The organism is Streptococcus sp. UBA4344, from assembly GCF_002393675.1.
Lineage (GTDB): Bacteria > Bacillota > Bacilli > Lactobacillales > Streptococcaceae > Streptococcus > Streptococcus vicugnae.
Genome location: NZ_DGTE01000049.1, coordinates 26038 through 48697 on the forward strand (window position 1 = coordinate 26038; position 22660 = coordinate 48697).

The following is a 22660-nucleotide window of genomic DNA, read 5'->3' on the forward strand; positions in this document are numbered from 1 at the left end:
TTTCTCTAATAATCTTAAAATAGAGAGGTAATCCAAAGTTACGTTCTGTTACTTTTTTAATGCTATAACATAAAAAATGCTGGGATATATTCCCAGCATTTTTGAGTTTTTTAAAGGGTAAGAGTGATTTGGTTGGTTTCTTGCAAGAGATCTTCAGGAAGGTAGGCTTGGTCAAGCTCTTGACCGTTGAGGACGAGTTTTGTAAAGCCTGTTTCTTTATGCTCTGGATTTTCCACAGTGATGTGAAGTTCTTTGCTGCGGAAAATCTTAGTCATGCTGAAGTTATCCCATTCTTTTGGAATAGCTGGTGAGAGTTTCAAACCGTTCAAATCAGGTCGAAGTCCTAGGATCCCTTCTACGCAGCCAACCATAACAGTTGAAGCTGTACCAGTTAGCCAGTGGACGTGTGAGCGTCCAAAGTGTGGGCTAGCAGGACCTTCTGTAAATTGACCGTAGCAGTAAGGTTCTAATTGACGAATTTCTGCGCGGTCGTTTTGGGCAGCGGGAGCATTTTCCATAAAGTAAGTAAAGGCACGCTGTCCTTGTCCGCGTAGGGCTTCAGCTAGGATTAGCCAACCTTGTGATTGAGAGAAGATACCAGAGTTTTCTTTGGTGCCTTGGTTATAGATAACAGCAAGAGCACCGTCGAAAGCGTGAGCGTGATATGGTGGGTTCATGAGGATAGCACCATAATCTGTGTTAAGCTGTTCAAAAACATTATTCATAGCGAGGTCTGCTTGTTCTTTGTCAGCAAAGCCACTGATGACAGCCCAGCTTTGTGGGTTTAGCCACATATTAGCTTCTGGGTCATCAGCTGCACCGATACGTTCACCTGCTTCGGTGAAACCACGAATGAAGCGGTCATTATCCCAGCAGAGGTCTTGAATTTTTTGTCCCATTTTATCTTGTTCAGAGTCAAGGAAAGCAAGGTAGTCAGTATCGTTTTTGGCTTTGGCAAATTCACGCAAGACGCTTAGGGCATAGTAGAATTGCAAAGCGACAAATGATGATTCACCATTGGCACCGAGGCGAAGACAGTCATTCCAGTCAGCGTAAAGCCCAGCAGGCATGCCGTGAGGTCCGAGGTGGTCAAGTGAGAACTGAATAGCAGCTTTCAAATGTTCGTAGACACTTGCTTCACCTTTGTTTGCAAATGGAATCACTTCATCAAGGAATCCAAGGTTACCTGTTTCAGAAATGTATTTATAAACTGTTGGGAAGAGCCAGAGGGCATCGTCAGCACGATAAGCAGGGTGACCTGTTTCTTGAACGTAAGAGGCATCGTCTGGTGTGTCTTCGTGACCTGGATTGTGAGTGAATTTGACAAGAGGAAGTCCGCCACCATTGTCGACTTGAGCTGATAGCATGAAGCGAATCTTTTCCGCCGCCATTTCTGGTTTTAAGTGGATAATCCCTTGGATATCTTGGACAGTATCACGATAGCCGTAACCATTACGAAGTCCGCAGTAAATGAATGATGCTGCGCGTGACCAGATAAAGGTCATATAACAGTTGTAAGCATTCCAAGTGTTAAGCATTGTGTTAAATTCTTGGCTAGGTGTGTTGACTTGAAGGTTAGTTAAGCGACCTTCCCATTCTTTACGAAGTTCTTGAATTTCTGCTTCAACAGTTTCAGCTGGATTAGCATAATGAGCGATGATGTCCGCCGCTTCTTGGGATGGTTTTTCACCAAGAAGAAAGACAAGTGTCTTACTTTCTTGAGGTTCAAGTGTGACTTTACTTGAAAGAGCACCACAGGCATTTTCGTTGTAGCTTGTTTGATTTCCGAGGTCTCCTGATGCGACTCCAGCAGGTTTGTCGTAACCGTTATATTGACCTAAAAAGCCTTTTTTATCTCCACAGAATGAGCTAACACTAGCACCACCAAGTCCAAAGAAACGTTCAGTAACGTTTTTTTCATCAACTTGTTCGCTATCATCAAGCGTATCCAAGTTACCGTGAATTTGTTGAATGAGACGGTTATCTTGGAAGAGTGTGCGTGTGATGAAAAGAGAATATTGAAGGTTAACTTGGTCTTGTTCATAGTTACTATGGTTAGTGAATTCAGCGTAACCGGTTAATGTTAGGTGACGAGTTTGTTCAGAACGGTTAGTCACTGTAATTGCCCAAACTTCATAGCTCTTATCTTTTGGAACATAATAGCTTGCTTGAGAATGAATACCAGCATAATCGGCAATCATTTTAGTGTAACCCATACCATGGTGACATTCGCTGTGGTAATCTTTTAAATCTTTTCCAACAGGTTGCCATGATGCAGACCAGAAGTCTTTAGTGTCATCATCACGTAGGTAAATATAGCGACCAGGTTGGTCAAAGTTGTTGAAAACGTAACGAAGAATACGACCATTAGCACCAGATTTGGCAAAGCTATAACCTCCAGCATTGTTGGAGATGATAGCTCCGTATTCAGGTGACCCAAGGTAGTTTACCCATGGGTTAGGAGTATTGGGATGGTCGATAACATATTCGCGATTGGTATCGTCAAAGTATCCGTATTTCATAGGATTTCCTTTCATTTCCTTAGTCTAATGTAATGACAATTTTATGAACGTCATCGCTGAGTTTAGCGAGGTCAGCTTTTGTGATGAAGGCAAAAGCATCATCGGTAATATCGATTTCTTTATTATCGCAAGTAGCTTTTTTAATAATGTATTTTCCAAAGTCTTTTTTGTTTGGATTATCGTAGTGAATTTTGAAAGTCTTATCAGCAAATTGTGTTGTAATGCTTGCGCGACCTTTTTCATCAAATTGCTCTGCAAGAAGTTTAGGATAAAGGACAAGGTCACCGGCTTTTCCGTGAACACCAAAGGCTTCAGTAACCATTGTCAACATGTACCAGCTTGCAGCACCTGTTAAGTAGTGGTAAACTCCACGACCGTCAGCACGGAAGTATTCAGGGATACCAGGATAGATACGGCTAGTTTCAAAGTTTAATGCTGTGTCAGAGAGTGTTTTAAGGGCCTTCCATCCTTCTTTAGCAAATCCACGACGATAAAGTGCGTTAGCGTACATAACAGTCATGTGAGAGAAGACAGCACCATTTTCTTTTTCACCGTAAGCAAAACCAAACATACGTCCAAGGTCTGTTTTGATTTCTTTGAAATCTGTATTGAGACGGTAGCCACCGATTTCAGGACGGTAGAGGTAGTGGTCTGCGCTAGCGGTGATTTTACGGATTTGTTCATCTGTAGCGACATAGTTCATGATAGGGAAGACTTGTCCAGTCAACATCATATGCATACGGTCGTTATAGAAGCCGTCAGTTGGTTTGCTGCTGTTGTCATAGTAGCTATTGTAGCAACCTTCTTGGTCATTGAAGTCAAGCCATTCTTGTTTTTGAAGGTGTTGACGTAACCAAGCGGCTTTTTGAATAAGGTTAAGAGCAAGTTCAGAAAGAGAAATTCTAATTTTACGTCCTTTGACATTGTGACGACATTGATTTGTATAGGCTTCAAGAATTTGGTGTTTACGTTCGATGTTATCGTAGATATCTGAATCTTTCTTAAGCAAAAGTCCAATTTCTTCAAGAATTTCGATAGAATCTGTGTTAGTTTGACTTTCTAACAGGCGAATCAAGTTGGCAAGATCCATTAAGTTACCAGAATAAGCTGCGGTAAAGGCAACACTTTCACCGTTTTCATCAGCCATATCAAGAGCATCGTTCCAGTCAGCACCGCGGAGACGATAAATATTATGTTTACCAACTTCGTAGAATCCTGTCAAATGTTGAATCAACAAGTGTTCGAGGATACTACCAGTGTAAATGGCATCGTCAGCTGTACGTTGTTGGTTACCGTAAGCATCGTTCCAATCTTGGTCGATTTCAGTTCCGCGTTTAACGTGCGGGTCTTTGAAGTATGAGACTTCTTTTGTCAAAATATCGATGTCACCAGTTTGGTCGATATAAAGTTTAGTTGTCATCAAAGGCCAGAGGGCATGGTCCATCCAAACACGAGTGATACCATTACGGTCAGCCAGGAAGTTTCCGTCGCCATCACCAATGATTGTAGCATTGGTACCATCTAGACGGACACCTTTGTAGTTATTAACAATCATGTCACCAACAGTTTTTGGTTCCATTAGCAATAATGACAAACAATCTTGCCATAGGTCACGCCATCCGCGTCCACCACGTCCATAGTCGTGATGTGGAAGGAATGAACAACCAAAGAGACGACGAAGGAATGGTTGGAAACATACCCATTTCATGTAGCCATCAAAGTCACTGTCACCTGTCTTGAAGTCAACACCGACTTTTTCTTGCCAATACTCTTTAGTTTCTTGTAATGTTTTGTCAACAGTTGCTAGATTTTTGTATTTATTGGCGACGGCTTGGATGTTTTCAGTTTTATCATTAATCCCCATTAATAGGATAAAGGTTTTACTTTGACCAGCCGCTAGGGTAAAGGTTTCAAATTTGAAAGCTCCCATAGCTTCGCGACCATCAATACGAGTATTGCTAGCAACTCCAGTTGTTTCTTTATATATGGTAGCTGGATGAGTAAATGTTCCACCTTCTCCGATGAACATTTCTACGGTTGGATAGAAAGTTTCTGGTGTTTTTTCGGCATCATCAAAACCAAGTACATAATAAATCTGGTGGTTAAGTTGGTGACCACGTTCATCAAATGACATTGTTGGACAGACAAGAACACCATCTTCAGTTGTTGAAATGCGGTGAAGCATTGAAGTAACGTTTCGGTGGTCACGAATATTATCGGCGCTGCGTCCGAAAATTGGAACAGCACCAAAAGCAGTTAAGGTTTGATCCTTATCAGATAAGTTTTCAAGTGTCACACGCATGATTTCGACATTTTCATCACGAGGCACAAAGGAAGTAATAGTAGATTTCAATGGTAAGTTAGCTGATTTACGTTCAATAGTGTGCCACATAAAACCAGCTTCAATCGTATTTTCTTCTTCTTGATCTGAGAAGCGTAGAGCTTCTTGTTGAGCCGATGCTCCTGTAGCAGAATAAACATTTCCTTTGTCATCGCGAACCCAGAAATTACGAGTTGAACGATTGTTGTGGAGGTTATCCACACTGACAGGTTCTAATAGGAAAGTTTCTTGATTAATTTTTGAGTCACCGCCTAGGTTAGGAGTGACTGCACTTTTTAATCCCACTTCAGATGCAAGTGGAAAGTACAAAGAACTGATATTTTCTGCTTGGGAAAGTTTGAAATCTCCCTTGTTATTAGTAAATGTTAATGGCTTCATAGTTATCTCCTTTATCTTCTGCCACATATTTTAGTCGAAATTGAATTTAGAGAAAACAAAAAAGAAGAGAAAAATATCATAATTATGATATTAACTAAAGAAGTGTCATTTTTTGTACATAAGGACTTTTATTAGGGAATGACGTGGTTTAAAGTTAGAAAAACGACTAAAACCATTGATATAAAAGGAACTAAGCACATTTTATTGAAAGGGTTTACCTATTAAAAAGATTAGAAAAACATGATTTTTTGTAAAAATTTTTCAAACTAGGTCATAAAAATGATATTTTTTAAAATATTATAATATAACACTTCAGTCAATCGGGGTATAATGCAGTTACAAAAAACATGAGGGGAAACCTCAAAAAGGAGAAGGATTATGAACAAAAAAGTAAGCGCTTTTATAGCGATTGCTCTTGCAGCAGGGACAATGGTTGGTTGCTCTTCTAAATCAAGCACATCAGCTTCAGGTGCAGAAGGCAAAGTCATCAACATCTATTCTTGGAATGATGAATTCCGTCAACGTGTTGAAGCCGTTTATCCAGAAGTTAAAGAAACTTCTAAAGATGGAACTGTTACTAAATTAAAAGATGGTACAGAAATCCACTGGATTATCAATCCAAACCAAGACGGTGTTTATCAACAAAAATTGGATGAAGCTCTTGGAAAACAAGATTCAGCTGATGCAGATGACAAAGTTGATATTTTCTTATCAGAAACTGACTACGTTACAAAATACACTTCAAAAGAAGCAAACGTTGCAATGCCACTTAAAGATTTAGGAATTAATCCTAAGAAAGATTTGGCTGACCAATATGATTTTACTAAGGAAACTGCTTCTGATGAAGATGGTGTGCAACGTGGTTCAACTTGGCAAACATGTCCAGGTGTTCTAATCTATCGTCGTGATATTGCTAAAGCAGTATTTGGTACTGATGACCCAACAGCAGTTGGTGAAAAAGTTAAAGACTGGGATACTATGAAAGCAACATCACAAGAACTTCTTGATAAAGGTTACTACACATTTGCTTCATATGCAGATACTTTCCGTTTGTATGGTAACAGTATTTCTAAACCATGGGTTGAAGAAGGATCAACAACAGTTCGTGTTGACCCACAAATCATGAACTGGGTTAAAGATTCTAAAGAATGGCTTGATGCTGGTTACTTCAATAAGACAGTTAAAGGTCAATGGACTGATGATTGGAATAAAGCTATGGGCTCTCAATCTAAAGTCTTTGCATTCTTGTTCCCAGCTTGGGGTATTGACTTTACTTTGAAATCTAACTGGGATGGCGCAGATGGTGACTGGGCAGTTACTAATCCACCACAAGAATACAACTGGGGTGGTTCATATATCCACGGTGCCGAAGGTACTGATAACCCTAAACATGTTAAAGAAATCATCAAAGCTTTGACAGCTGATAAAGATAACCTATTGAAGATTTCTAAAGATTACCAAGACTTCACAAATACTAAATCTGGTATGGAAGCAGCAGCCGAAGATGATAGCTTCAAATCAGACTTCCTTGGTGGTGAAAATGCTTATTCTCACTATGCACCAGTTGCAGAAAAAATCAAGATTGCGCCATTGTCATCATATGACCAAGGTTGTGTTGAATTGATTCAAAATGCCTTTAATGACTACCTACAAGGTAAAGTAAGCTACAACAAAGCTAAATCAAACTTTGAAACAGCCATTAAAGAACGTTATCCAGAAATTATAGATGTAAAATGGCCAGACTAAATAGCTTAAAGAGTTTGGGTCGATTGTCCTAGACTTAAATGCTATTAGTTTAGAGGATTGAGTCGCTTAATAGAGGTTTTTAGAATTTTGGTAGACCTTGCGGGGGCGAGTTAGAAAATCGATTCCAGATGGAAGGTATTCTGACTTGCTCCCCGTATTTTGGAGGAGTGATAAAGATGAAAAAAAGACGTAAGCGTATAGATTATGGGAAATGGGGATATATTTTCATCCTTCCCTTCTTCCTAATTTTCTTCATTTTCTCTTTTATACCTTTGGTAGATACCATTCGGTATAGTTTCTTTGAATATTATCGTTCAGGGATGACAGAAATTGGACCTAACTTTGTTGGGTTAAAAAATTACGTGAGCTTACTGCATTCAGACATGTTGAAATATGCGGCAAATACAATGATTATGTGGTTGATTGGATTTATTCCGCAGATTGTCATTGCTTTGCTGCTTGCCAACTGGTTTGTTGATGCACGACTTAAAATTCGTGGACGACAATTTTTTAAAGTTGTCATTTATTTGCCAAACCTAATCATGGCCTCAGCATTTGCCATGTTATTCTTCACACTCTTTTCAACAAATGGTCCGATTAATTCTATTTTAGAATCACTTGGTTGGATTAAAGAACCAATTGATTTTATGGGATCAGCTCTAGGAACTCGTTCATTGGTTGGTGTGATGAACTTCTTGATGTGGTTCGGTAATACAACAATCATGTTGATGGCAGCTATCATGGGGATTAGTCCAGATATCTTCGAGGCTGCTGAAATTGATGGTTGTAACAGTCGTCAACGTTTCTTCTATATCACTTTGCCAATGATTCGACCAATTTTGGCTTATACATTGATTACCTCAATCATCGGTGGTTTGCAAATGTTCGACGTTCCTCAAATCTTGACAAATGGACAAGGTTCACCAGACCGTACGTCAACTACTTTGATTATGTTCTTGAATAATCATTTGAAGAGCAAGAACTACGGTATGGCGGGTGCACTATCAGTTTACCTCTTTGTGGTTAGTGCTATTCTTTGTTGGTTCGTTTACCGTATGACTAACAATGAAATTAAAATGACCAAACACCAATTGAAACACAAAGGTAGAAAGGCGAAATAATGTCAACAAAAGCAAAAAACAGATTACGTGTTATTGTGGCACATTTTGTATTAATTACCTTATCATTCATGTGCCTATTCTTCTTTTATATCTTGATTATCAATGCGACACACTCACATGCTGAGTTGCAAAAAGGCTTTTCAGCGCTACCAGGTGCTTCATTATTTGATAATCTGAGTAAGGTAGCTAATGATGGTAGCTTCCCAATGTTTCATGGGATTTTGAATAGCTTGATTATTTCAGGCTTGACAGCTGCTATCTGTACTTATTTCTCAGCTTTGACTGCTTATGGTTTATATGTTTATGACTTTAAGTTGAAAAAAGTTGCCTTTACTTTCATTTTGGCGATTTTGGTTATGCCAACACAAGTTACTTCAATGGGTTTCTTGCGCTTAATCACTAACATGGGAATGTACGATAGTTGGCTTCCATTGATTATTCCATCAGTTGCTTCACCAGCGGTCTTCTATTTCATGTATAGCTACTTGGAATCATCATTACCAATTTCATTGGTAGAAGCTGCACGTATTGATGGTTCAAATGAATTTAGAACATTTAACACGATTGTCCTTCCAATTATGAAACCGGCTATTGCGGTTCAAGCAATCTTTACCTTTGTTGGTTCTTGGAATAACTACTTCATTCCAGCCTTGGTTATTCAAACAAAGAGCAAGATGACCGTACCAATTTTGATTGCAACATTACGTGGTGCAGACTATATGAACTTTGATATGGGTAAAATCTACACTATGATTTTAGTTGCTATCGTTCCAATTATTATTGTTTATCTTTTCCTTTCAAAATACATCATTGCAGGTGTTACACTCGGTGGTGTTAAGGAATAATTTATAAGAGAAAAAAGGAGATTTCATGTCTAAGAAAGATGTAGTAAAGTACATTTGCTACGCAACTGCTTTGTGCAGTTTAAATATTGGAGTTAATTTTGTATCAGCTGATGAGGTAAATAATGTTGCATCAACAGATAATGCAGCACTTGTGACAAATGCTCAAACGACTAATACAGAAGAAAATGTCAGTGAAGCAGGCAATCAAGCTATTGCCCAAGCCTCTAATCAAACCTCAGAATCAAATGCAGTTTCTTCTGCTGAAGCAGGTGACACTAATCAAACAGTACTGGCTTCTAATGAACAAGTGCAGACTAATGTTCAATCAACTGACAATCAAGAGCAAACTGATTCTCAGTTAACTGCTACAGAAAATACTGATTCAGATTCTGAAGATACAACAGAAGCACCTGAGCAAGTTCTTCACACAGGTGATTATCGTGTAGATTTTGATAACTATGACGATACTACAATGGAACGTTCTGACTGGTTCAATGGTGATCCATTTGATTGTCGCTGGGTTCCAGATAATACGGTTGTTAAAGATGGCACATTGACATTGACAATTGACCGTAACAACACACGTGCTTACAGTTATAATGCTGCTGAATGGCGTACGCGTGAATTCTTTGGTTATGGTATGTATTCTGTTCGTATGCAACCAATTAGTAACCCAGGTGTTGTATCATCATTCTTCACTTATACTGGGCCAAGTGACAACAATCCTTGGGATGAAATCGATATTGAATTTCTCGGAAAAGACACAACAAAAGTTCAATTCAACTACTACACTAATGGTGTTGGTGGGCATGAATACCTTTATGATTTAGGATTTGATGCTTCACAAGCCTATCACGTTTATGGTTTTGATTGGCAAGCTGATCACATCACTTGGTATGTTGATGGTGTTGCGGTTTACACAGCGACTGAAAATCTCCCAGTTACACCAGGAAAAATCATGATGAATGCTTGGCCAGGAATTGGCGTTGACGATTGGTTGGCACCATATGATGGTCAAACACCACTTGTTGCTTATTATGATTGGATTTCTTACAACGGAAATAAAGTAGAAGTTGAAAATCCAGCGGTTGAGGCATATCAAAAAGCAAAAGCTGCGGCAGCTGATTTGGCAGCTTCAACAGCCTCTGCAACATCAACAATTTCATCAACACAAGTAACATCAAATCAAGCAGCAGTCACACAATCTGTATCAACAGCTAGTCTTGCTAAGAATTCATTCTTAGCTTTGCCAGAAACTGGTCAACGTCCAAGCAAATTGTTGACAATTTCTGGTGTCTTGGTAGCCTTCCTTGGCTTCTTAGCACTTCCTTTTAAAAAAGGTAAATTATAATATCAAGAAAGTATGAGTGTTAAAAACATGAAGATAAATCAAGAAGCACATTTTAAGACAACTTTTGAAACTTATGATGCGTCTTATATGGAATTACGCACAGGTGCAAATGGCGACATGTTTGATTGCATTTGGCAACCTGACAATGTTAATTTTGAAGGTGACGGTCTTAGTTTAAAGATTGATCGTGATGCTGCTGGTTATACTGGTGGTGAATGGCGAACAAGAGACTATTTTCATTACGGCTTTTATCAAGTTCGTATGAAAGCTATTAAGAACACTGGTGTGGTGACATCGTTTTTCACCTACACAGGTCCAACTGATGGTACAAAATGGGATGAAATTGACATTGAGTTTCTTGGAAAAGATACGACAAAAGTTCAATTCAACTATTTTACTGATGGTGTTGGGAATCATGAGTATCTTTATGACTTGGGGTTTGATGCTTCAGAAGAATGGCACACCTATGGTTTTGAATGGCGCGAAGACCATATTACTTGGTATGTTGATGGAAAAGCGGTTCATACAGTGACAGAAAATCTACCTAGCACGCCAGGTAAAATCATGATGAACGTTTGGCCAGGAATTGGAGTTGATGATTGGCTAGATCATTATGATGGAAAGACACCTTTGTACGGTTACTATGATTGGATTAGCTATGATAAAGAATCTTAAAAAAGCTAATATTCAAAACTGGTAATCTTCTTTGTAGGAATAGAAATAAAATCTCCATTGGAGATTTTATTTATTTCATTGCATTTGATTTTTATCAAAAGTACAGAAATGTGGTAAAATGATAAGAAAATAGTAATCGTTTACAAAAAGGAGATTGGGATGAATTATAAGGATGAGTGGAGACTTTTAGCCATTAGTGATAATTTGGATGATGTGGAGCATCGTCCTTTGACGGAAGAGTTCTTATTTTATCAAGCGGTAGCAACAGGTGATGTTGAGGCAGTTCGTAAAAATTGTGAACAAGAGCGTTTTGTGTCAGAAGATGGTGTGGGAACTCTTTCACGTAATCCAATTACGAATTTGAAATATCATTTTGTCATTACAACTGCAATGATTACACGCATGTGTGGTCAAAATGGTATGGAATTGGAACAAGCGTTTAGACTTAGTGACTTTTATATTCAAAAACTTGATGATCTTCACACTGTTCAAGAAGTTCAAAATTTACATGATGAAATGGTTATTGATTACACTGAACGTATGCGACGTGAAATTCAAAAAGATGTCATTTCAAAACACGTATCAGATTGTAAAGATTATATCTATTGTCACGTTAAAGAACGTATTACGGTGGAACAATTGGCAACTGAATTCGGCATTTCAGCAAGCTATCTTTCACGTTTATTTAAGAAAGAGGTTGGTGTTTCTGTTAGCACTTATGTTAAAAATAAGAAAATTGAAGTTGCAAAAGACTTGTTGAAATTTAGTGATTATTCAATGATTGAAATTGCTAATCATCTATCATTTTCATCTCAAAGTCACTTTATCCAGCAATTTAAAGAAGTTGTCGGAATCACTCCTAAAAAATACCGTGACACACACCATAATGTCAAATGGAATGAAAAAATTTGGTCAGAAGGTAGCAAAGCTAGTAAACCTTCTGAAGCCATGTAATAATTGATTGAATTATAAAGCCTGAGAAATTGTCTCAGGCTTTTTTGGTTTTTTCGCTTAACTTACAGCTTTGTAAGGACATTTGGAGAGATTAAGTATAAACTAGGAATAAAGAAAACTGCCACATTTTTGCCTTAAAATTTCATCAATTTACACGGACTTTTAGGGCTAGGCTTACTTATAATGGTTTGGTATAAGTCCCTGTAAAAATGATGTAGTTTCAACCAGGCAATCTTAAAAAAATAAAGAAAATTTCAAGGTTAATTCAATTTTGGCGTTTTATACTAGGTTTTGAGTAAAAAAGGGAGGAGAGCCAGTTGAGAATTTTAGTGGTCGAGGATGAGCAAGGAATTGCGGAGGCGATTCAAGCCATTCTTGAAAATCATCGTTATGAAGTTGATTTGGTTTTTGATGGTGAGTCTGCACTGGATTATATTTTAACAGGACTTTATGACTTAATTCTTCTGGATATTATGTTGCCAAAGTTTGATGGTGTCAGTGTTTTGAAGCGCGTTCGCCAAATGGGAATGGAAGTTTCTATCATTTTTTTGACAGCCAAATCTCAATTAGAAGACCGTGTTTTGGGACTTGATTTGGGTGCTGATGACTACATGACTAAGCCATTTGAGGCAGAAGAATTATTGGCACGGATTCGTTTGCGGACACGTCAATCGTCTATTACGCAAGTGAATCATCTCAAGTTTGGCAACTTGATTTTGAATCTGGACACGAGAGAGTTAAGCGTGGCAGAGCGTGAAGTTAAGTTGTCTAATAAAGAATTTCTGCTGATGGAAACTTTCTTGCGAAATTCCAAAAAGATTATCCCTAAAAACCAATTAATTTTGAAGGTCTGGGGACCTTTAGATGAATCCGATTATAATCAGCTGGAAGTCTTTATCTCCTTTTTACGTAAAAAACTTCGGTTTTTGGCAGCAAGTGCCGCCATTAAAACAACCAAAGGTGTTGGATATTCGCTAGAAGATGGAGAGAAAGAAGGCTCATCATGAAGAATCTTCGGCTAAAATTTGTCTTCATTACCATGTCCATGTTAACGGCTATGGTTTTGATTTTATTGGTTATTAGCGACCGTTACGATAGGTATTGGGATGAATATGATACTTATCGAATTGTTAAATTGGTGGCTGCTAATGGTTATGTCAAAGAAAATACTGACGAAGCCATTGCTTTTGTCACCATTGATGAAAATGACAAACCAGATATTCAAGTTAACAACACTTTTTTAGCCAATAAAGAGGTTAAAGAAGTCAGCAAAGATTTGTTAAACAGAGGGAAAAAGAGTTGGAAATGGCATGATTACATCTATTCTTTGAAGGAAAAGAAAGATGGAACTTGGCAAGTTGTTTTTATTGATTTTTCAAATTATTCAGCTTCCTATGCTCAAATTTTTCTCGTTACGATTTATGTCATTTTTGGCCTTCTTTTGCTTACAGGAGTTAGTATTTATCTGTCACGATTTATTGTTCAACCAGCTCAAGATGCCATTGATCGTGAGAAACGTTTTGTTTCAGACGCTAGCCATGAATTGAAAACACCAATTGCTTCTATTCGTGCTAATGCTCAAGTTTTGCAAAGTCAAATTACCCCTAATCGTTACTTGAATCATATTCTTTCTGAAACGAAGCGAATGGAACATTTGATTCAAGAGCTCCTTGGCTTATCTAAACTTGATAAAGATGGCAGAGCTCATTTTGACAAAATTAATTTTTCAAGCATTTGCCAAGAAATGATTCTGAGTTACGAAAGCTTAGCCTATGAAGAAGGCAAATTAATTGAGGACAATATTTCAGAAAATATTGAAGTTCTCGGACAAGAATCTCAGTTGAAACAGTTAATTACTATTCTTTTGGATAATGCGATTAAGCATTCTTTGGACAAGGGAAAGATTAAGGTCGATTTGCTGCAAGAAAAGAAAACGGCTCTTTTACGAGTGTCAAATCCTAGCCAAGTCTACCCAGATGATGTGTTAAATAATATTTTTGAGCGTTTTTACCAAGCTGAAGATTCCCGTAACAGTAGTTCAAGTTTTGGTTTAGGACTAGCGATTGCCAAAGCTATTGTGGAAAAACACAAAGGCAGTATCAAAGTTTGGCAAGTTGACGGTAATTTAACGTTTGAGGTGCAACTACCAATTAAATAAGGAGTTTCAATGAAGGATACTACTCGATTTCTATTAAAAACCTTGTTTTATTTTGTAATTTTTACGGTTTTAATTTATTTTTTCAGTTATCTTGGTCGTGGTCAAGGTAATTTCATCTACAATGAGTTTTAGAAAGGTAAACTGTTCATGTTACACGATATGATTGAGAAAATTGAGCATTTTGCTCAGATACAAGGCGATTTTCCAGTCTACAATGTCTTAGGGGAAGTTCATACTTACCGTGACTTGAAGGAAAATTCAGATTCTCTAGCAGCTTATATTGATTTTTTGAAGCTGGAAGAAAAATCTCCTGTTCTTGTTTTTGGAGGACAAGAGTATGATATGTTAGCTACTTTTGTAGCGTTGACAAAATCTGGACATGCTTATATTCCAGTTGACCAACATTCAGCTCTTGAACGTATTGAAGTTATTTTAGAAGTAGCTGAGCCAAGCTTGATTATTGCAGTAGGTGACTTTCCTTTGGAAATAACTAATATTCCAATGATTACACTTGACCAATTACAAACGATTTTTGCACAAAAATCTGAATATCAATTGACTCATCCTGTTAAAGGTGATGATAATTATTATATTATCTTTACTTCTGGGACAACGGGTAAACCAAAAGGGGTTCAAATTTCCCATGATAACCTGCTTAGCTTTACCAATTGGATGATTTCGGATAAAGAGTTTTCAGTACCAGAACGTCCACAAATGTTGGCACAACCACCATATTCGTTTGACTTGTCAGTCATGTATTGGGCACCAACTTTAGCACTTGGTGGGACACTCTTTGCTCTTCCGAAAGAATTAACAACTGACTTCAAGCGACTCTTCACAACCATTAATGAATTGCCGATTGAGGTTTGGACATCAACACCATCATTTGCTGATATGGCCATGTTGTCAACTGACTTCAATCAAGAGACATTGCCACATTTGACACATTTTTATTTCGATGGGGAAGAGTTAACAGTAAAAACAGCTCAAAAATTGCGTAGCCGTTTCCCTAAAGCACGCATTGTTAATGCTTATGGTCCAACAGAAGCTACAGTTGCGCTTTCTGCGGTAGCTATCACAGATGAGATGTTGAAAACATGTAAACGTCTGCCGATTGGATATACTAAAGAAGATTCACCAACCTTTGTTATTGATGAAAATGGTAAAGCTCTTCCAAATGGTGAACAAGGTGAAATTATTGTGTCTGGTCCAGCGGTCTCAAAAGGATACCTCAATAATCCAGAACGTACCCAAGCTGCATTTTTTGAGTTTGAAGGATTACCAGCCTATCACACAGGTGATTTAGGAGTGATGACTGATGAAGGTCTCTTGCTATATGGTGGACGTATGGATTTCCAAATCAAATTCAACGGTTACCGCATTGAGCTTGAAGAAGTTTCTCAAAATCTTAACAAATCAGAATACATCAAGTCTGCTGTCGCTGTTCCTCGCTATAACAAAGACCACAAGGTACAAAATCTCCTAGCTTATGTGGTGTTGAAAGAGGGAGTTTCAGAGCAATTTGAACGTCAATTGGATATCACTAAGGCTATCAAAGAAGATTTGAAAGATATCATGATGGATTATATGATGCCTTCAAAATTCCTTTATCGCGAAAGCCTACCGTTGACACCAAATGGAAAAATTGATATCAAGGGCTTGATGAACGAGGTAAATAGTCGATGATTGAGTTTCTCCATCAATTGCCGCACTTAGAAGCTTACGGAAATCCGCAATATTTTCTTTATCTGATTGTGGCAGTTTTACCTATCTTTATCGGACTTTTTTTCAAAAAAAGATTTCCCGTTTATGAAGCTTTGGTTAGCCTGGCTTTTATCATTTTAATGTTGACGGGGAAAAATCTTCATCAAATAACTTCTCTGTTAGCTTATGTTGTCTGGCAAGTATTTCTTGTTTTTGCTTACAAAACTTACCGAAAAAATCATAATAACAAATGGATTTTTTACCTTAGTGTTTTTCTAGCTATTTTACCTTTGGCTTGGACTAAGGTTACTCCATTAATGACTATCGATAATCATCAATCGCTCTTTGGATTTTTAGGTATTTCCTACCTAACCTTCCGTGCGGTTGGGACGATTATGGAGATGCGAGATGGTGTTTTAAAAGAGTTTAGTTTATGGCAATTTTTGCGTTTTCTTCTCTTTATGCCAACTTTTTCAAGTGGTCCGATTGATCGTTTTAACCGCTTTGATGAAGACTATGAGAACATTCCTGAAAAAGATGAACTGCTTGATATGCTTGAAGAGAGTGTTCGTTATTTAATGCTGGGATTCCTTTATAAGTTTATTCTAGCTTACATCTTTGGAACACTTTTGATGGCGCCGTTAAAGGAAGAAGCGCTAGAAATGGGCGGTGTGTTTAACATTGCAACTTTGGGTGTGATGTACGCCTATGGTTTTGATTTATTCTTTGACTTTGCAGGTTATAGTATGTTTGCATTAGCTATTTCAAATCTAATGGGAATCAAGAGCCCAGTTAACTTTAACCAACCATTTAAATCACGTGATTTGAAGGAATTTTGGAACCGTTGGCACATGAGTTTGTCTTTCTGGTTCCGTGATTTTGTTTTCATGCGTTTGGTTAAGGTTTTGGTTAAGCACAAAGTTTTTAAAAATCGCAATGTCACATCAAGCGTCGCTTATATTATTAACATGTTAATCATGGGATTTTGGCATGGCTTAACGTGGTACTATATCGCTTATGGACTATTTCATGGTGTGGGTCTTGTGATTAATGATGCATGGGTTCGCAAGAAGAAAAAAATCAATCGTGAGCGCAAAAAACAAGGCTTATCGCCATTACCTGATAATAAATGGACACAAGGTCTTGGTATTTTCATCACATTTAACGTTGTGATGTTGTCGTTCTTACTATTTTCAGGGTTCTTGGATCAATTACGGTTCCCTCAACCACCTGCAAAATAAAAATTCAATATAAAGGAGTTTAGCAAATGGATATTAAATCAGATGTATTAGCAATTATTGATGATCTTTTTATGGAAGACGTTTCAGACATGATGGATGAAGATTTGTTTGATGCAGGCGTCCTTGATAGTATGGGAACAGTCGAATTGATTGTTGAATTGGAAAGTCATTTTGATATTGAAATTCCAATTTCAGAATTTGGACGTGATGATTGGAATACTGCTAATAAAATCATTGCTGGAATAGAGGAACTTCGCAATGCTTAAACGCCTCTGGCAAATTCTAGGACCAGTTATTTGTGCTCTGTTACTTGTATTCATTATCCTTGGCAGTGTCTCTGTTTCCAATAAATCTCACTCCCTAGAAGTTGAAAAGAAAGATGCTGTTTCCTTAAGCAAAACAGGTTTTAAGAGCAAATATAAAAAGGTTCGTGCTTTAACGGATCCAAATCATCGTTTCGTTCCTTTCTTTGGTTCAAGTGAGTGGCTGCGCTTTGATAAAATGCACCCTTCTGTCATTGCAGAAGCTTACAATCGTTCTTATACACCATATTTGCTTGGTCAAAGAGGATCTGCTTCATTGACACACTTTTATGGCATTCAACAAATTAATGGTGAGCTGAAAAATAAGCAGGCTGTTTATTTCATTTCACCTCAGTGGTTTACGTCTAAAGGAGCAAATGCGGCTGCATTTCAAACCTATTTTAGCAGTGGACAAGCCATTGATTTCTTGCAAAGCCAAACAGGAACAGCTTATGATCGTTATGCTGCTAAACGTTTCTTGAAACTTTATCCAGAGTCTTCATTCAAAGACATGATGGAAAAAGTAGCTGAAGGCAAAAAATTATCAGCAGCTGATAAGAGAAAACTCAGAACTCAAAGTGTTGTTTATCAAAAAGAAGATGCTTTTTTCAGTCGCGTTTCTGTGATTGATCATTACGATAGCAAAGTAGTTACTCAAGCTAAAAAACTCCCAAATGCTTTTTCATATCACTGTTTAGAAAAAGAGGCGACAGCAGCTGGTAAAAAGGCAAGTAGCGGTAACACTTTCGGCATCGATAATGGCTTTTATGATATCCGCATTAAGCCAAGATTGAAAGACCTCAAAAATTCCCAACGTAAATTTAACTACTTAAAATCACCGGAGTACAACGATCTACAATTGGTATTGAACCAATTTGCTCAAAACAATACGAATGTTCTTTTTGTTATCCCACCTGTTAATAGCAAATGGTCAGATTATACAGGGCTTAACGAAGACATGTACCAAAAAGCAGTTGAAAAAATCAAATACCAGTTGCAAAGTCAAGGATTTAAAAATATTGCTGATTTCTCAAGAGATGGTGATAAGGCTTACTTCATGCAAGATACTATCCACATGGGCTGGAATGGCTGGGTAGCTATGGATAAGGCTGTTAACCCGTTCTTGACTGAAAAGCAAAGTAAACCAAGCTACCAAATCAACAAACAATTTCTAAGTAAAAAATGGGCAAATTACACCAAAGAGCCTGATTCATTCTATTAAAAAATTTAACAGAACAAAAAACTCAACCCGAATAAGGTTGAGTTTTTTGTTTTATTCACTATGACACTTTTTCAATTAACTCAATCAGTTTTTCAGTTTCTTCCGACAAAACAGCATGTTTTGAATGAGCATAACTGACGTAGAATGTGATGCTATCCTCTTTTGCTAATGGGATTTTGACGAGCTGGTCAGAATCACTGGCTAAAGCAATATCTGATAGAAGTGAAATTCCCATGTTTTCAGCAACCATTTGCTTGATTACTGACACATCATCGATTTTGAATAAGACAGATGCTTGGTCGTGATAGCGATGATTTAACTGGTTGAAAGCTGTTAAGTGGATGTTGTGTTCATCTAGCAGAATGAATTTTTCAAAGAGAATATCTTGGAATGATAATTCTTTTTGTTTAGCTAGTGGATGATTTTTAGAAAGGACAACGTAAAAATCTTTTTTGAAGAGTTGTCGGATGACCAATTGGTCATTTTTTAAAGGAGCTAGTGAGCCAAGCAGACTAAAATCAATTTGTCCATCGAGCAATTTCATCATGAGGCTATTTGAACCGCCACGAATGGCTTTTACCTGTGAAAAAGGTTCCAAGTTTTCATTTTGTTCCAGCAATTCAGTCAAAATATAATTACAGATAATGGGCGGGAAACCAACGGTCGTCATAGGATTGAGTGATTGGTGAACCTCATTAACTGCTGTTTTGATTTGTAGTAAGACATCCTCCACGTGACTTTGGAAAATATCACCTTGTAAGGTTAATTCGGCAGTACGGTGCGAAGGATCTTTAATGACTAAGTCACAGTCCAACTCTTTTTCTAAACGTTTGATAGCGTAAGAAATTGTCGGTTGGCTGACCTTGAAATGCTGCGCTGTTCCAGTATAGGATTTTGATTTGGCTAACTGGTAAAAATACTCTAAATCACGTAAGTTCATGCCTACCTCCTTGACTTATTTTATCATATTCTTTGGGATTCTACTTATAAATATTATTTATTAAAACTGATGGGTTTGACTATAAGAAGTTTGGAAGTTTATAATGACCCGCATAAGATCTTTCTACATATTTAATATACTATCAGGAGGAAAAATCATGCGTGGACATGAAATTCTAAATAACCCGTTTTTAAATAAAGGTACTGCCTTTACTATGGAAGAACGTAAAGAACTTGGCTTGCTTGGTATTTTACCACCTTACGTTCAAACAATTGAAGAACAAGCTGAACAAGCTTACCAACATTTCTTGCGTAAACCATCAAATCTTGAAAAACGTCATTTCTTGATGGAAATCTTTAACACTAACCGTACACTTTTCTACTACCTATTCAACCAACACATCGTTGAATTCAACCCAATTGTATACGATCCAGTTATCGCTGAAACAATCGAAGAATACAGTGAATTGTACGTTGATCCACAATACGCTGCATACCTTGATATCAACCACCCAGAAAACATCGAAGAAACATTGCGTAATGCTGCTGGCGACCGCGATATCCGTTTGATCGTTGTAACAGATGCTGAAGGTATCCTTGGTATCGGTGACTGGGGTGTACAAGGTGTGGATATCTCTGTTGGTAAATTGATGATTTACACAGCTGCAGCTGGTATTGATCCTGCATCAGTTATGCCACTTGTTATCGATGCTGGTACAAGCCGTAAAGAACTTTTGGAAAACCCAATGTACCTTGGTAACCGTCACGAACGTGTTACAGGTGACCAATACTACGAATTCATCGACAAATTCGTTCAAACAGCTGAAAACATGTTCCCTAAATTGTACCTTCACTGGGAAGATTTCGGTCGTTCAAATGCTGCTAACATTCTTAACAAATACAAAAAAGAAATTCCAACATTTAACGATGACATTCAAGGTACTGGTATCGTTGTTCTTGGTGGTATCTTTGGTGCCATGGACATCACTGGTGAAAAACTAACTGATCAAGTTTACCTATGCTACGGTGGTGGATCTGCTGGTGCTGGTATTGCTGACCGTGTCCACGCTGAAATGGTTTCAGAAGGTTTGACATCAGAAGAAGCTTACAAACACTTCTTCATGATTGATAAACAAGGTCTTCTTTTTGATGACATGGAAGATTTGACACCTGCTCAAAAACCATTTGCTAAAAAACGTGAAGATTTCGCTGACTGCGGTGATATGACTAGCCTTCTTAACGTTATTAAAACAGTTAAACCAACAATCTTGGTTGGTACATCTACAGATGCTGGTGCCTTCACAAAAGAAGTTGTTGAAGCTATGTGCGAAAACACTGAACGCCCAGTTATTTTCCCAATTTCAAACCCAACTAAGAAATTAGAAGCAACTGCCCAACAAGTTATCGAATGGTCAGACGGTAAAGCATTCGTTGCTACTGGTGTGCCTTCAGGTACAGTAAGCTACAAAGGTGTTGATTACCAAATCGGACAAGCTAACAACGCTTTGATCTACCCAGGTCTTGGTCTTGGTATGTTGGCTTCAGAAGCTTCACTTCTTACAGATGAAATGATTGGTGCTGCAGCTCACTCACTAAGTGGTCTTGTAGATCCAGGTCAACCAGGTGCACCTGTTCTTCCTCCATTCCAATACGTTGCTGAAGTTTCTATCAAAGTTGCGGAAGCTGTTGCTAAAAAAGCTCAAGAACAAGGTTTAGCTCAAGCTGAAGAAAAAGATATGGCTAAAGCTGTTCGTGACCTTAAATGGTATCCAAAATATTAATGAAGGAGGATAACCATTCGTATGAAAAAATTCTCTGATGTTAAAATCGCGGGTATTTCATTGCCCCTTTATACGGCTCTGGTTATCGTCTTAGCTGCTGTTATCGCTATGGATAAATTGCCACTGAACATGGTGGGAATTACCTTTATGTTAGTTGTTTTAGGGCATCTCTTTTACTTCCTTGGTGAAAGATTACCGTTTTGGAATACATACCTCGGTGGTGGCTCAGTATTTACTCTTCTTTTAGCAGCGGTGCTTGCTGCAACAGGTCTCGTGCCAAAATCTGTTGTTGAAGCAACATCGACTTTTATGAGTGATTGGGGCTTTCTAGATTTTTATATCGCTGCCCTTATCTGTGGTTCAATTTTGGGAATGAATCGTAAACTTTTGGTGAAAGCCTCTGCTAAATTCATCCCTGTTGCTCTTTTATCAATGGTTGTCGGATTCTTTGCAACAGGTGCTGTCGGAGCTCTTCTTGGTCAGGGCTTTGGACATTCTGTCATGTATATCTCCTTTGCGCAAATGGCAGGTGGTATGGGAGCAGGGATTGTTCCTCTATCAAAAATCTACGCAGCTGGACTTCACACAGATGCCTCATCAATCTTGTCACAATTAGCACCGGCAACTACATTAGGAAATATTTTTGCCATTATCGGAGCTATCGTGATTGCGCGTGGTTTTGCTAAAACAAAATTCAACGGGCACGGTGTACTTATCCCTGTTAGCAAGGATGAGTTGGAAAAAGCACCAGTAACACCTGACCCAACTAAAATCGGTGTTGGAATGTTGATTGCGTTTGCTCTTTTCCTTGTAGGTGTGATTTTGAACGCTTTGATTCCTAAAGTGCATAGTTACGCCTTTATGATTATCATTGTGTTTATCCTCAAAGCACTTGATATCGTTCCAAAACCATTAGAAGAAGCTGTAGTCATGTTTAACCGTGTGATTATGGTGAATTTAACGCATGCTGTTTTAGCTGGAATTGGACTTGCAATGATTGATCTAACATCACTTGCGCAAGCTATGACATGGCAATTCGTTCTTATCAGTCTAACATCTGTTGTTTCAATGGGACTTGCTAGCTGGATTTTTGGTAAGGTTCTAGGTATGTATCCAGTTGAAACAGCTATTGGTTCTGGTATGATTAATAATTCTATGGGTGGTACCGGAAATATTGCTGTACTTTCAGCCGCAAACCGCATGGAAATGATTGCCTTTGCTCAAATGGCGAATCGACTAGGAGGGACTATTGTCCTCATTCTAGGTGGAATCTTAATCCAATTCTTACATTGATTCAACAATCTTTACTCCTTAAAAATGTGTTTGGATAACTTTTAAAATTTTTATCAACTCTGAAAAAAACTAGACAAAACAGAACCC

The 22660-nt window shown here is 38.0% G+C and carries 18 protein-coding genes; 15 read left to right on the plus strand and 3 right to left on the minus strand.

Features of this window, described 5'->3' with window-relative positions:
- Nucleotides 1-110: 110 nt before the first annotated feature.
- The gene (locus B4D49_RS09485) at nt 111-2522 is read right to left on the minus strand and encodes a GH36-type glycosyl hydrolase domain-containing protein (protein ID WP_286784206.1); all 2412 of its coding nucleotides are present in this window, start codon (nt 2520-2522) and stop codon (nt 111-113) included.
- Between the two features lie 19 nt (nt 2523-2541).
- Entirely contained in the window at nt 2542-5241 is a 2700-nt protein-coding gene (locus B4D49_RS09490; RefSeq protein ID WP_286784207.1) for a GH36-type glycosyl hydrolase domain-containing protein, read from the minus strand.
- A 378-nt stretch (nt 5242-5619) separates the two neighbouring features.
- Here B4D49_RS09490 and B4D49_RS09495 point away from each other — a divergent pair, with 378 nt between their 5' ends.
- The 13 genes from B4D49_RS09495 (at nt 5620) to dltD (ending at nt 18560) form a co-directional block, all read left to right on the plus strand.
- Nucleotides 5620-6987: an ABC transporter substrate-binding protein gene (locus B4D49_RS09495; protein WP_286784208.1), complete on the plus strand. Its 1368-nt coding sequence runs from the start codon at nt 5620-5622 to the stop codon at nt 6985-6987.
- A 176-nt stretch (nt 6988-7163) separates the two neighbouring features.
- Nucleotides 7164-8108, plus strand: a complete 945-nt coding sequence (locus B4D49_RS09500) for a carbohydrate ABC transporter permease (protein ID WP_058832839.1) — start codon at nt 7164-7166, stop codon at nt 8106-8108.
- Nucleotides 8108-8953, plus strand: a complete 846-nt coding sequence (locus tag B4D49_RS09505) for a carbohydrate ABC transporter permease (protein WP_074482398.1) — start codon at nt 8108-8110, stop codon at nt 8951-8953. The genes B4D49_RS09500 and B4D49_RS09505 overlap by 1 nt, the downstream gene beginning before the upstream one ends.
- A gap of 25 nt (nt 8954-8978) precedes the next feature.
- Entirely contained in the window at nt 8979-10304 is a 1326-nt protein-coding gene (bglS, locus tag B4D49_RS09510) for a beta-glucanase (protein WP_286784209.1), read from the plus strand.
- A 27-nt stretch (nt 10305-10331) separates the two neighbouring features.
- Nucleotides 10332-10979: a beta-glucanase gene (gene bglS / locus B4D49_RS09515; protein WP_132868951.1), complete on the plus strand. Its 648-nt coding sequence runs from the start codon at nt 10332-10334 to the stop codon at nt 10977-10979.
- Nucleotides 10980-11138: 159 nt separating this feature from the next.
- The gene (locus B4D49_RS09520; RefSeq protein WP_132868952.1) at nt 11139-11933 is read left to right on the plus strand and encodes a helix-turn-helix domain-containing protein; all 795 of its coding nucleotides are present in this window, start codon (nt 11139-11141) and stop codon (nt 11931-11933) included.
- A 317-nt stretch (nt 11934-12250) separates the two neighbouring features.
- The gene (locus B4D49_RS09525; RefSeq protein ID WP_286784210.1) at nt 12251-12940 is read left to right on the plus strand and encodes a response regulator transcription factor; all 690 of its coding nucleotides are present in this window, start codon (nt 12251-12253) and stop codon (nt 12938-12940) included.
- Nucleotides 12934-14091: a HAMP domain-containing sensor histidine kinase gene (locus tag B4D49_RS09530; protein WP_349679003.1), complete on the plus strand. Its 1158-nt coding sequence runs from the start codon at nt 12934-12936 to the stop codon at nt 14089-14091. The genes B4D49_RS09525 and B4D49_RS09530 overlap by 7 nt, the downstream gene beginning before the upstream one ends.
- Nucleotides 14092-14100: 9 nt before the next feature.
- On the plus strand, nt 14101-14223 hold the full coding sequence (locus B4D49_RS09535) for a teichoic acid D-Ala incorporation-associated protein DltX (protein WP_286784212.1): 123 nt from the start codon (nt 14101-14103) through the stop codon (nt 14221-14223).
- A gap of 15 nt (nt 14224-14238) precedes the next feature.
- The gene (gene dltA, locus B4D49_RS09540; protein WP_286784213.1) at nt 14239-15777 is read left to right on the plus strand and encodes a D-alanine--poly(phosphoribitol) ligase subunit DltA; all 1539 of its coding nucleotides are present in this window, start codon (nt 14239-14241) and stop codon (nt 15775-15777) included.
- Nucleotides 15774-17036 (plus strand): D-alanyl-lipoteichoic acid biosynthesis protein DltB, encoded by a 1263-nt coding sequence (gene dltB, locus B4D49_RS09545; RefSeq protein WP_286784214.1) that lies wholly within the window; start codon nt 15774-15776, stop codon nt 17034-17036. Before dltA ends, dltB begins: the two co-directional genes overlap by 4 nt.
- A gap of 26 nt (nt 17037-17062) precedes the next feature.
- The gene (gene dltC / locus B4D49_RS09550) at nt 17063-17302 is read left to right on the plus strand and encodes a D-alanine--poly(phosphoribitol) ligase subunit DltC (RefSeq protein WP_006530970.1); all 240 of its coding nucleotides are present in this window, start codon (nt 17063-17065) and stop codon (nt 17300-17302) included.
- Nucleotides 17295-18560: a D-alanyl-lipoteichoic acid biosynthesis protein DltD gene (gene dltD, locus B4D49_RS09555; RefSeq protein ID WP_199543461.1), complete on the plus strand. Its 1266-nt coding sequence runs from the start codon at nt 17295-17297 to the stop codon at nt 18558-18560. The genes dltC and dltD overlap by 8 nt, the downstream gene beginning before the upstream one ends.
- A 58-nt stretch (nt 18561-18618) precedes the next feature.
- Here the strand turns inward: dltD and B4D49_RS09560 are convergent, their stop codons facing one another.
- Entirely contained in the window at nt 18619-19500 is an 882-nt protein-coding gene (locus tag B4D49_RS09560) for a LysR family transcriptional regulator (RefSeq protein ID WP_286784215.1), read from the minus strand.
- A 157-nt stretch (nt 19501-19657) separates the two neighbouring features.
- Between B4D49_RS09560 and B4D49_RS09565 the strand changes: the two genes are divergently transcribed.
- Nucleotides 19658-21280 carry a malolactic enzyme gene (locus tag B4D49_RS09565; RefSeq protein ID WP_286784216.1) on the plus strand — a complete coding sequence of 541 codons (1623 nt, stop codon included), beginning with the start codon at nt 19658-19660 and terminating at the stop codon, nt 21278-21280.
- 21 nt (nt 21281-21301) lie between these two features.
- A complete protein-coding gene (locus B4D49_RS09570) occupies nt 21302-22573 on the plus strand; it encodes a 2-hydroxycarboxylate transporter family protein (RefSeq protein WP_286784217.1) in 1272 nt (423 codons plus the stop codon).
- Nucleotides 22574-22660 lie beyond the last annotated feature (87 nt).